The 12,151-nt window shown below is 42.3% G+C and carries 12 protein-coding genes; 10 read left to right on the top strand and 2 right to left on the bottom strand.

Features of this window, described 5'->3' with window-relative positions; genetic code table 11:
* Window positions 1–13 precede the first annotated feature (13 nt).
* Genes EWE74_RS10015 through EWE74_RS09990 form a run of 6 tightly spaced genes read left to right on the top strand, consistent with a single transcriptional unit; the run spans window position 14 to window position 7,067 of the window.
* Complete coding sequence (locus EWE74_RS10015; RefSeq protein ID WP_130141416.1) at window positions 14–1,093, top strand: HU domain-containing protein; 1,080 nt, start codon at window positions 14–16, stop codon at window positions 1,091–1,093.
* Window positions 1,094–1,148: 55 nt separating this feature from the next.
* The gene (locus EWE74_RS10010) at window positions 1,149–1,823 is read left to right on the top strand and encodes a MotA/TolQ/ExbB proton channel family protein (protein WP_223857538.1); all 675 of its coding nucleotides are present in this window, start codon (window positions 1,149–1,151) and stop codon (window positions 1,821–1,823) included.
* Window positions 1,824–1,834: 11 nt separating this feature from the next.
* Entirely contained in the window at window positions 1,835–2,242 is a 408-nt protein-coding gene (locus tag EWE74_RS10005) for an ExbD/TolR family protein (RefSeq protein ID WP_130141414.1), read from the top strand.
* Between the two features lie 48 nt (window positions 2,243–2,290).
* Window positions 2,291–3,112, top strand: a complete 822-nt coding sequence (locus EWE74_RS10000; RefSeq protein ID WP_130141413.1) for an energy transducer TonB family protein — start codon at window positions 2,291–2,293, stop codon at window positions 3,110–3,112.
* 10 nt (window positions 3,113–3,122) lie between these two features.
* Complete coding sequence (locus EWE74_RS09995) at window positions 3,123–4,415, top strand: bifunctional folylpolyglutamate synthase/dihydrofolate synthase (RefSeq protein ID WP_130142359.1); 1,293 nt, start codon at window positions 3,123–3,125, stop codon at window positions 4,413–4,415.
* Between the two features lie 27 nt (window positions 4,416–4,442).
* Complete coding sequence (locus EWE74_RS09990; RefSeq protein WP_130141412.1) at window positions 4,443–7,067, top strand: alpha-L-rhamnosidase; 2,625 nt, start codon at window positions 4,443–4,445, stop codon at window positions 7,065–7,067.
* A 33-nt stretch (window positions 7,068–7,100) separates the two neighbouring features.
* On the opposite strand, the gene EWE74_RS09985 is transcribed toward EWE74_RS09990, so the two are convergent.
* Window positions 7,101–8,159 (bottom strand): AI-2E family transporter, encoded by a 1,059-nt coding sequence (locus EWE74_RS09985; RefSeq protein WP_130141411.1) that lies wholly within the window; start codon window positions 8,157–8,159, stop codon window positions 7,101–7,103.
* A 38-nt stretch (window positions 8,160–8,197) separates the two neighbouring features.
* Window positions 8,198–9,289, bottom strand: a complete 1,092-nt coding sequence (locus tag EWE74_RS09980; protein WP_130141410.1) for an SGNH/GDSL hydrolase family protein — start codon at window positions 9,287–9,289, stop codon at window positions 8,198–8,200.
* 138 nt (window positions 9,290–9,427) lie between these two features.
* Between EWE74_RS09980 and rplM the strand changes: the two genes are divergently transcribed.
* The 4 genes from rplM (at window position 9,428) to tsf (ending at window position 12,112) form a co-directional block, all read left to right on the top strand.
* Complete coding sequence (gene rplM, locus EWE74_RS09975) at window positions 9,428–9,871, top strand: 50S ribosomal protein L13 (protein ID WP_130141409.1); 444 nt, start codon at window positions 9,428–9,430, stop codon at window positions 9,869–9,871.
* 11 nt (window positions 9,872–9,882) lie between these two features.
* On the top strand, window positions 9,883–10,269 hold the full coding sequence (gene rpsI, locus EWE74_RS09970) for a 30S ribosomal protein S9 (protein ID WP_130141408.1): 387 nt from the start codon (window positions 9,883–9,885) through the stop codon (window positions 10,267–10,269).
* A gap of 18 nt (window positions 10,270–10,287) precedes the next feature.
* Entirely contained in the window at window positions 10,288–11,094 is an 807-nt protein-coding gene (gene rpsB / locus EWE74_RS09965; protein WP_130141407.1) for a 30S ribosomal protein S2, read from the top strand.
* A gap of 181 nt (window positions 11,095–11,275) precedes the next feature.
* Window positions 11,276–12,112 (top strand): translation elongation factor Ts, encoded by an 837-nt coding sequence (gene tsf, locus EWE74_RS09960; protein WP_130141406.1) that lies wholly within the window; start codon window positions 11,276–11,278, stop codon window positions 12,110–12,112.
* Window positions 12,113–12,151 lie beyond the last annotated feature (39 nt).

Raw genomic sequence — 12,151 nt, 5'->3', positions numbered from 1 at the left:
AATAGAAACTAGGATGAATTTAGGTAAAAACGTTTATAATCTGTTAAAAAGGCAACCTGAAGTATACGTAGAAGGGTTAGGCTCTTTTAGACGGAATCATACGCCAGCAACGTATGATGAGAAGCGGAATGTCTATCTTCCTCCCATTACGTATATTGATTTTGATCGGACAAGCCAGAAAGGATACGATTTCATCCAATATATACAACAGCTTCAGCTTATCGACCGGAAGGAAGCTGAAGAATCTGTAGCGTCTCAAGTAGCGGATTTGCTTCGCCGCGTACATGCCGATGGTCAGGCCAAATTGGATGACTTAGGTCATTTGGTAAGCTACGGAGACAGTTATGTGTTTAAAGCATTGGATTTATCGGGCTTTCATTATGAGCCCGTAGAAGCAATAGCCGGTCCGCCACAATCTGTAAAAGAGGAAATACCGGAACCAGAACAACCAGCGGTGACGCATTTAGACGATGAGCCTGCTGTTGTTGAAGAGGAACCGCAGGAGGAAATACAAACAACTGCAGAGATAGAGCAACCTGTTGCAGCAGATATTGTGATTCCAGAAACTGCCGATGAAGAGGAAGCGCCGGCATCGCGCAGTAACACGATATGGTATGTTATTATGGTGTTGGTCGCGTTGGGTATCATGGTCGCGTTGTATTTGGCGAACCAAAACCAACCAACAGTGTCACGCGAGCAGGTATCTGTGCCGACTGTCGACTCGAACCGGAATGAACAAGATACAGCCGCGTTTTCTCTTGTGGGAGACTCTACGCTTGTCGCTGATTCACTAATACAGAATACTATAGACAGTACGGAAATAAAAGTAGGGGCGAAGGAGCCGTTGGTTCCCGAACACCACACTTGGCAGATTGTAATAGGTTCACACAAAACATTGGCGCAAGCTTATGAACAAGCGGAATCGTACCAAAAAGCTGGATTCCCTCGGGTGAGGGTCATTCCAAGCAACTTAGCGAAAAATCGTAAGAAAGTGATCTGGGATTCTTACGCAACAAAACAGGAGGCGGATTCGGCATTAAAATATGTGCAAAGACATCACATTCGGGATGCTTGGCCGGATCAGATTAAATAAAGTAAATAAACCCTATAACAAATATTATAAAAAGACAATGTTATTTATGCAAGAGATGGATTCTTTGAACACAGTTCAACAACAGGCTATACAGTTAGCGACAACGGAGGAGAGCCTAAACATGATTCAGATGTTGATGAAAGGAGGATGGATCATGATTCCCATCACGTTTCTTTTATTTCTCGCATTGGTTATCTTCTTTGAGCGGTATATAACAATTAGGAAAGCGACAAAATCGGATACAGGTTTAATGTCACAGGTAAAGAGTAATGTGATGTCGGGACGTTTAGATGCAGCAGTTGCCATATGTCGCTCCAACAATTCCGCTTTGGGACGGATGCTCCAAAAAGGCTTAGCACGCGTAGGGAGGCCGATTAAAGATATCGAAGGCGCTATTGAAAATGCTGGTAAACTAGAGGTTTCTAAATTGGAGAAAAATATCAATATTTTGGGTATCGTAGCGGGTATCGCACCGATGATGGGTTTCGTCGGAACCATTTTTGGGGTTATCCAGATCTTCCGTGAGGTAGAGATGGCAGGAGGTATTGATATTGGTACAGTTTCGGGTGGCCTTTATGTGAAAATGATTGCGTCGGCTAGTGGATTGACGGTAGGTATCTTGGCGTATATTGGTTATCACGTATTGAACATGATGGTAGAGCGGTTGATTCTTCGGATGGAAACCGAGGCGGTAGAGTTTATCGATTTATTGGATGAGCCGGGGGCATAAAACTTTTTAAAATGAATTTAAGGAATAGACGACATAAGCCTACAGCGGAGGTACATACCGCGGCGTTGAACGATATTATGTTTTTCTTGATGTTGTTTTTCTTGTTGGCCTCTGCGGTGGCAAATCCTCAAGTAGTCAAGTTGTTGTTGCCGAAGTCTAGCGCAGGCGAACAATCGGTCGCAAAAAAGACCATGACAGTTTCCATTACGTCGGACTTGATCTATCATGTAGATAAGCAACCTGTCAGTTTAGAACAATTGGAGCCTCTTATTCAATCGAATATAGCCCAAGGTGAAGAATTGACAATTATGTTATATGCAGATAGTGCGGTTCCTATCCAGAATGTTATTTCTGTCATGGATATCGCGAATAGGAATAGCGTAAGGATGGTTTTAGCAACGGAACCGAAGAGGGATTAGCATTAAACGATTTGACAATCACATGGTCAAAAGGTAAATGAATTAGACATGTACTACCATACACAAGAGGAAAATAATATGCCCAAGGCACTCGGTCTATCGACTGCGGTGATGGGTTTATTCGTGTTAATCGGTTTCTTTATCGTTTTTGGGGGAGATATACCACGTTATGGTATGGGAGGGATCATTGTTAACTATGGTACCGCTGATGAGGGAATGGGAGACGACTATATGAGTGTCGACGAACCATCGATGAGTGAAGATGCCAATAATGTGAAGCCCGATAAAGTAGACCCAAATACAACACCTGTACCAACACCATCACAACAGGTAACGGATAAAGTCGTCGCAACACAAGATATGGACGATGCTCCTGCGGTGCCGAAACAGGAAAAGCCGGTAGTGGCGAATGCAGATGTGGCTACCCCTGAAAAGAAAGAATCAAAACCTGCGGTTAATCCAAATGCGTTATATAGGGGCAAGCAAAATAATGCTACCGGAAAAGGAGATGGAACGGGAACTGTACCCGGAAATCAGGGCAGTAATCTAGGCGATCCATTGGCGAGCAATTATGGGGATGGGGGATCTGGTGATGGTAATATGATGTTATCTATAGAAAATAGAAATTGGGCGGTACCTCCCAGATTTGATGATAAAGGTCAACGACCAGGCCGCGTTGTGGTATTATTTACGGTAAACAAGGAAGGAAGAATTACTTCCGCCCGGGCTGGTCGGTCGGGTACAACGTTGTCAGAGCCGGGATTATGGGAGAAAATTGAACGGGCTGTCCTATCGGCTCGACTAAACCAATTACCTAATGCGCCAGAATCTCAACAGGGGACAATCGTTTTCAATTTCAAGTCTAGGTAGCCTTTCCATGATAAAAACATATAATGAGGTAATCGAGTATCTGTTTGCTCGATTACCCATGTTTACCCGTGACGGTGCAAGCGCGATAAAAAAAGATACCGACAATACGGTGCGTTTATGTCAGGCATTAGGGAATCCCCATACCAAATTTAAGTCTATCCATGTTGCCGGTACAAACGGAAAAGGTTCCACCTCCCATCTATTGGCTTCTATTTTGGCTTCTGCCGGATACAAAACGGGATTATACACATCACCTCATCTTGTTGATTTTAGAGAACGGATCCGAATAAATGGAGCCATGATCCCAAAAGAAAACGTAATCGATTTTGTGAATCAACACCGGTCCTTGATAGAAGATATACAACCATCTTTTTTTGAGGTGACGGTAGCCATGGCATTCGATTATTTTGCTGCGGAGCAGGTAGACGTTGCGGTTATCGAAGTAGGACTTGGCGGCAGATTGGATAGTACTAATATTTTACGTCCGGAGTTATGTATCATCACCAATATCGGGATGGATCATACGGATTTGCTTGGGAATACATTAGCTGAAATCGCAAGCGAGAAAGCCGGCATTATCAAGCCACAGATACCCGTTGTTTTATCGGAACGGGATGAGACCGTCGCTTATGTCTTTGAACAGAAAGCCCATGAAATGAATGCTCCATTGCGTTTTGCCTCAACAGAATTCGCTGTACAGACCTACGAACGTAAAGAAGAAGGATTAGCATTAAGAATACTAGACTACGTAAATCAGCAGCGCACAGAGATATATGTCGGTTTGGCAGGGCATTATCAACAAAAAAATGTTTTGGGCGTATTGACGGCAGTGGATGAACTTAAGAAACGTGGGTGGGAAATCGGAGAAGAGCAGTTGCGTGAGGGACTTGCTGATGTGGTGCGGAATACGGGCCTACAGGGAAGGTGGCAAACACTGTCAGCGAATCCACTTATTATATGTGATACAGGTCATAACGAAGATGGTATTCGGGAGGTTATGGTCAATATCCAATCCACCCCACATACGGTATTGCATGTTATTATTGGTGCGATGCGTGATAAAGACATCAGTCATATGCTGCCTCAACTTCCGAAAAAAGCCGTTTATTATTTTTGTAACCCAGCTATGCCACGCGCCATGCCCGCCGTGGAGTTGAAAGATAAAGCAGCGTCCTACGGATTGAAGGGAGAAGCATACCCCTCTGTAGGCAATGCTTTGACTTCAGCAAGAGATGCCTATCAGGAAGGGGATTTAATTTTTGTGGGAGGAAGTAACTTTGTCGTCGCTGAAGTATTGAGCTAGCGTCTGGCAGAACCTAAATATCTGAACATGAGAGAGATAAATACATTCATTGCGTTGATGCTGTTTGGTCTACTTTTTTCCACCGCAGTTCTCGCCAAAAATGGTAAACCTGTTCAATTAAAATGTGAGTATCTTACGGATCCTATAGGGATTGATATTTCTAATCCAAGATTAACTTGGAAGATGGAAGATAGTAGACAAGGTGCTTTTCAAACCGCATATCAGGTTATAGTGGATACGGATTCCATGTCAGTAGTTGATAATTTGGGGACAGTGTGGGATACAGGTAAACAGGCTGAGTCGGATATGTTGGTTTCTTATGCGGGAGAGAGGCTTCGACCGCTCACACGCTATTTTTGGAAAGTTATTGTATGGGATAGGGACGGGAAGGCTAAGCCTTCGGAGGTAGCCGTTTTCGAAATGGGTATGATGGGAGTAGCTCATTGGAAAGGCGCGTGGATTAGTGATCATCACGACATCCATCAGCGGGAAGCGCCCTACTTCCGTAAAGAATTTATGGTGAAAAAAACCGTGAAATATGCGCGGATTTATATAGCGACTGCGGGGTTACATGACGTTTCGCTAAATGGGGAGCGCGTAGGAGATCATCGTCTTGATCCCATGTATACACGTTATGATAGACGAATATTATACGTGACCTATGACATAACGAAAGAACTGCAATCGGGGGCAAATGCTGTTGGTGTGATTTTAGGAAATGGTTGGTATAACCATCAAGCTAAAGCCGTGTGGAATTTTGACCAGGCTCCCTGGCGGAATCGACCCGCATTTTGTATGGATCTTCATATTACATATGATGACGGTAGTTCGGAGGTCATCGTGTCTGAGCGAGATTGGAAAACAAGTCTAGGGGAGATTATATCGAATAATATATATACGGCGGAACATTATGACGCTAGGTTAGAACAAGTGGGGTGGAATACTGTAGGTTTTGATGATCGTAAATGGCAGCAGGTAATGTATCGATCTGCTCCTGCTCCGTTGGTGACTGCTCAAGCTCTTCATCCTATTCGGAATGTGAACGCAATATCTCCGCAATCGGTCAGCAAGTTGAATGACTCGACATATCTTTATGACTTAGGACGGAATATAGCTGGGGTGACGCAGTTCAGTGCCGAAGGAGAAGCAGGTACCGTCATAAAACTTATACATGGTGAACGTCTTCGAGAGAATGGTCACGTAGATATGTCGAATATTGATGTCTACTATCGCCCTACGGATGACACAGATCCATTCCAAACCGATATCGTAATTTTGAGTGGAAAAGGTGTGGATACATTCATGCCAAAATTCAATTATAAGGGGTTTCGTTATATTGAAGTAGTCTCCTCGACTCCGATTGATCTGACGAAAGACAATCTGCTGGGGTATTTTATGCATAGTGATGTGCCGCCAATCGGGAATATCACCTCTTCAGATTCGCTAATAAACCGTATTGCATGGGCTAACAACAACTCTTACCTTTCGAATCTTTTTGGTTATCCGACAGACTGCCCGCAACGAGAAAAGAACGGATGGACAGGAGACGGGCACTTTGCTATAGAGACGGCTTTATATAATTTTGACGGGATAACTGTGTATGAAAAATGGTTAGCTGATCATAGAGACGAACAACAACCCAACGGTGTTTTACCCGATATCATACCCACTGGTGGATGGGGATATGGTACTGCTAACGGTACAGATTGGACAAGTACGATAGCCATCATCCCGTGGAACCTATATTTGTTTTATGGAGATCTTCGTCCCTTGAAAGATAATTACGACGCTATAAAAAGATATGTAGACTATGTCACATGGATAAGTCCAGCCGGTTTGACTTCTTGGGGGCGTGGGGACTGGGTTCCGGTGAAAACTACGTCATCGTTAGAACTAACATCATCTATTTATTATTATACAGACGCTGTAATTTTAGCAAAAGCTGCTAAGTTGTTGAGGCGTGACGACGACCATTTGAAATATACGGCATTAGCGCGTAAAGTACGTGACGCTATCAATAGCAAATACTTCGATGAAGAACGCGCACTATATGCTTCGGGGACACAGACAGAGTTGAGTATGGCTTTGATGTGGGGCGTTGTTCCTGACGACAAGGTTAAGGCTGTGGCAAAAAGCTTGTCAGAACGTGTCCGTGCTGATGGAAACCAGATAGATGTTGGCGTTTTGGGTGCAAAGGCGATCTTAAATGCGCTGAGTGAAAATGGTTATCCCGATTTAGCTTATCAGCTCGCATCGCGTGATACTTATCCGTCCTGGGGGGCTTGGATTGCTGCGGGAGCAACTACCTTTTTAGAAAACTGGGATCTACATGCGACTCGCGATATTTCCGATAACCATATGATGTTCGGAGAGATTGGTGCATGGTTTTTTAAGGCATTAGGCGGAATTAAACCGGATGAGAATGCACCGGGTTTTAAGAACATTCTTCTCCAGCCTCATTTTGTGAAAGGATTAGATACTTTTAGTGTCAGATTTGATGGCCCATACGGTGAAATAAAAAGTAGTTGGCGGAGAAGCGGCGAAAAAATCTTTCTAGATATTGTGATACCAGCAAACAGCGGTGCAACTTTGATTCTACCTGATGGTAGTGAGAGAAATTTACAAGCTGGTACGCACGCCATAATTTGGTAAAGATAAACCGATATAGCGCTCCGTTTTTGATCGTTAGGGTATACGACGCCGGTGTGTATAATCCCGTATAATACCTTTCCCGTATTCATTGCTGTATACTTTTACCAATACGCCAATGGAAGAAAGAATCAACGGTCCAAAAATAAGACCAAGCATGCCGAAGAGATTCAAGCCCAATAATACACCAAATACCGTAATCATGGGAGGAACGTTTCCGATGGTTTTTAAAATGGTGAAACGTAAAATATTGTCGATTCCGCCTACTAAGAAAAAACAGTAAAGCGTTAGTCCGATAGCGTTGCCAAGAGAACCTGTTGCGAAAGCAATGAGACAAATAGGAACGTAGATCGTCATCGTTCCTAAAATAGGAATAATCGATGCAATGCCCGTCAATAGTCCCAGTAAGATGTAGCTTTCGACTCCGAAAATCCAGTATCCTATCATTGCCACGATTCCCTGAAAAAATCCAAGTATAGGGATGCCTAGTGCATTCGAGCGAACCATCATGTTTACTTCATCCCATATCTCCTGTTTGCTCATACGGCTAAAGGGGATAGCGCGATAAATGGTAATTTCCATCTTTTTTGCGTGTACTTGCATGAAATATAAAACAAACAGCGTGACAATAATATTGACGCCCACCTCTGCAACGGAGTTTAAGATGCTAGGTACGTAACGTGTCAAGTTTTGCAAAAAAGCTAATAAAGCGGCATCTGACATGTCGATATCCCTTAGGAGAGGCTTATCGGCCATGTATTCCTTTAACATGTTAAATTTTTCAATGATCTCCTCGCGATTGCCTAAAAAGCTGTTGAGCTGTGCGATCAAATAATCTATTAAAGCCCACAGGGGCAAGACGATAAATACGATCGATAATACAATAAAAAAGATGCTGGCCAACGATTTTTTCCAGCGACGAACTTCCGTAAGATGAAAATAAGATTTACGGAACAAGATATAAAGTGTAATAGCTCCCAGAAAACCAGGTAGATAGTACAATAGATTACTAAAAACGAGGATCAATATCAATACAATGATAATGATCAGCATAATCTGATTGATGGAATTGTTATTAATTTGTTTGTATTTCATGGTGTGACGCTATACTGTCACAAAATACATAATTCGCTTTATTTTTCACCTATTTTTGACCTGAAATTTAATATCTTTTCTATTTCAGGTTGAATGATTTTTACCATGCGTTCGAAGCCTACATCTGTAGGGTGTGTGCCATCTATCGTACCTTCATAATCGTCGCCGAGTAAGTGATCAGCTGGAAGATAAAAAAGGTTTTTATATCCTGCTGCCAACAATCGGTCGTATTCCGTTCTGAAATTGACATTTTGTTCATGTCGCTTTTTCTTCCACTCTAGGTTGTAATTTCCGATTTGTCTAATGATACTTTCCATCATTAGAATCGGTGTTTGCGGATGTGTTTTTCGAAGCTCCTGTACAAAAGCAAAAGTACGTTCGGTAACCTGTTCTGGTGAACAGTTCGGTACGCAGTCCATGACGATGAGATCCACATTTTGGATGTCATTTATCATTTGTGCAACGGCGATTTCCATACGTGCATTTCCACTTACGCCCATGTTAATGACATCGGCGTGCATATTACGGGAGATCTTCGCCGGGTACGCGAGGCCCGGGCGACTTGCCGATGCCCCATGTACAATACTAGAACCGTAAACAATTATTTTTTTATGGAATTGCTGTACGGTGGGCGAAAAGTTGGCTTCCTCGTCTATACGCAACTGAAACGAACGAAGTTCCTTATAAAGCGGAAAGTAAAGGAGGAATTCTTTTTCGGTTTTCTCCATATTTTCCACTATGGTATAGCTACTCTCCGCCTTCTTCAAGTTTGGACGTGCTACACCAGCAAAACGCCAGCCATCAGGTTCTTTGACATAAGCATCAAAGCCACGGGACATGATCGGGGTAGAGTTGTTGCCTAGCGCTGCATCCGCCGTTTCCCAGTCGATGGAAAGCTTTGTGCTATTCGTGCGGAATGTGATAAACAGGCCTGCAGCATGGGTGTATAGTTGCTTTACGGTAATTGGGAGATTGGCATATTTTGCGGTGTCAATTCGATGGAAAGCAGGGCTTTCTGGAAATGCTCGGCCTTGAATAGTAAGTTTGGACGATGGGATGATTTGTTGCGCCTGTACCTCAGCTAGGCTACTCAACAATACTATAATCATCAGGAGATACTTCATGCGCATATGCTATCTATTAGGTTTCTCAAACTTAGATAAAATGTTTTGTATTTTCAAATTCATTATTGTACCTTTGCAGACCTTATTGTAGAGATTACAAGGGAATAGAACATTTTATTAATTATTTTATTTAAGCAAAAGCAAGTGAATACGTTAAGTTACAAAACTGTCTCTGCCAACAAAAACACCGTTAACAAGGAGTGGATTGTTGTTGACGCTGAAGGAGAGATTTTGGGGCGCTTAGCAAGCCAGATTGCGAAAGTGATTCGTGGTAAGCATAAGCCGGAGTTCACCCCACACGTAGACTGTGGAGATAACGTTATTGTTATCAACGCAGACAAAGTTAAGTTGACTGGGAACAAATTAAGCGACAAAGTGTACGTACGCTACACAGGCTACCCGGGTGGTCAGCGCTTTATCTCTCCAAAAGAGTTGTTGGCTAAACACCCAGAGCGTCTTGTTGAAAAAGCAGTTCGCGGGATGTTACCTAAAAACCGTTTAGGTCGTCAATTATTCAAAAACCTTTTTGTTTATGCAGGAACAGAGCACAAACATGAGGCCCAAAAACCGAAACCAGTTAAATTTTAAGGAGAGCAAATATGTCAACAACGAATACTTCAGGAAGAAGAAAAACAGCTGTTGCCCGCATTTACTTATCTGCTGGTGGCGGAAACATTACCGTAAATGGTAAAGATTATAAAGAATATTTCCCAACATTGCCATTGCAATACATCGTTACGCAATCTATTGAGGTAGCGGGTGCTGCAGGAAATTTTGATGTGAAAGTTAACGTAAATGGGGGTGGTGTTAAAGGACAGGCTGAAGCAGTACGTTTAGCAATAGCTAAAGCTTTAGTGGAACTTGACCCAGAAGTAAAACCAGCTTTGCGTGCTAAAGGTTTAATGACACGTGATGACCGTATGGTTGAGCGTAAAAAACCAGGACGTCGTAAAGCACGTAGAAGATTCCAATTCAGTAAACGTTAATCAAAGGAGGATCAAAAAATGGCAAGAACAACATATCAAGAACTATTGGATGCAGGTGTTCACTTTGGTCACCTTACTCGTAAGTGGGATCCGAAAATGGCTAAGTACATTTTCATGGAACGCAACGGTATCCACATTATCGACTTGAATAAAACCTTAACGAAATTAGAAGAAGCTGCTTCAGCTATCAAACAAATCGTGAAATCGGGTCGTAAAGTGCTATTCGTAGCAACGAAAAAACAAGCAAAAGAAATCATCTCTGAGCAGGCGAAAGCGGTAAACATGCCTTTCGTTACGGAAAGATGGTTGGGTGGTATGCTTACAAACTTTGCAACAGTGCGTAAGTCTATCAAGAAAATGTCTAACATTGACAAAATGCAAAAAGACGGTACATATGCTGTATTGTCTAAAAAGGAGAAGTTGATGATTCAACGCGAGCGCGTGAAGTTAGAGAGCCTTTTAGGAGGTATCGCTGATTTGAACCGTCTACCTGCTGCTTTGTTTATCATCGATGTGAAAAAAGAACATATCGCAGTTTCGGAAGCAATTAAGTTGAATATTCCTACGTTCGCAATGGTAGATACCAACTCTGATCCTTCCAATATCGATTTTCCTATTCCGGCAAATGATGATGCTACAAAATCAATTAGCTTGATCGCGGGAATTATAGGAAAAGCTATTCAAGAAGGCTTGGAAGAACGCAAACGCGATAAAGAAGAAGAGGCTGAAAAAGAAGCTGTAGCTGCTAAAGCTGCAATAGATAACGGTGAAGCTGAAGAAGCTAACACTGGAAAACGTCCTCGTAAAGCAAAAGACGGAGAATAATATTCCTCTCCGTGTGGAAGCCGGATAAACAAGTGTTAGCCTTTATGAAGCCTTGCTTCGCGGAGTCTACATAAGTTTGTCCGGTTTTTTATTATTTAACAAAAGTTTAATGCCTGTGTTGCATGTATATGTTATACTTGTCAGGCTATCGAATCGTAAAATTTATTAAAGAAATAAAAACATGTCAGTACAAATTTCTGCATCAGATGTAAACAAATTGCGTCAACAAACTGGCGCTGGTATGATGGATTGTAAAAAAGCATTAGTAGAATCAAACGGTGATTTCGAAGCGGCTATCGACTACTTGCGTAAAAAAGGTGCTAAGGTAGCAGCTAGTCGTCAGGACCGTGATTCTAACGAAGGTGTTGTTATCGCTAAAGCTTCTGCTGATGGTAAATCAGGCATCGTCGTAGAAGTAAACTGTGAGACAGATTTCGTCGCAAAAAATGCAGACTTCGTCGCTTTCGCAGAAAAAATTGCTGACGTTGCATTGCAAAATGGTCCTACTTCCGTAGAAGAACTAAAAGATCTAGAATTGGACGGTAAGAAAATTGCCGATGCTTTAATCGAGCAAACAGGTGTAATCGGTGAGAAAATTGATGTTTCTAAATATGAAGCTGTTTCTGCGGAAAAAGTTGTTGCGTATATCCACGGAAATTACCGTCTAGGGGTATTGGTTGGTCTTTCTGCGGATGCGGCTAGTGCTGATGAAGCTGGTAAAGATGTGGCGATGCAAATTGCTGCTATGAATCCTATTGCTATTGATAAAGATGGTGTAGATCAAGAAACAATTGATCGTGAAATTGCCATTGCAAAAGAGCAAATAATTGCTGAAGGAAAGCCTGCTGAGATGGCAGAGAAAATTGCACAAGGGAAATTGAACAAATTCTTCAAAGACACAACATTGTTGAACCAGGAATTTGTGAAAGATTCTTCTAAAAATATTGCTCAATTCTTAGATTCTGTATCGAAAGGATTGACTGTTACAGCGTTTAAACGTGTACAGTTAGGCGCGTAATTTTAGTGTTTAAAATAAGGAAATCCCCGATACATTTTT

The sequence above is a fragment of the Sphingobacterium corticibacterium genome (assembly GCF_004208525.1).
Classification (GTDB): Bacteria; Bacteroidota; Bacteroidia; order Sphingobacteriales; family Sphingobacteriaceae; genus Sphingobacterium; species Sphingobacterium corticibacterium.
Note: the sequence above shows the minus strand (reverse complement) of the source record. Positions and strands in the feature narration are given on the sequence as shown.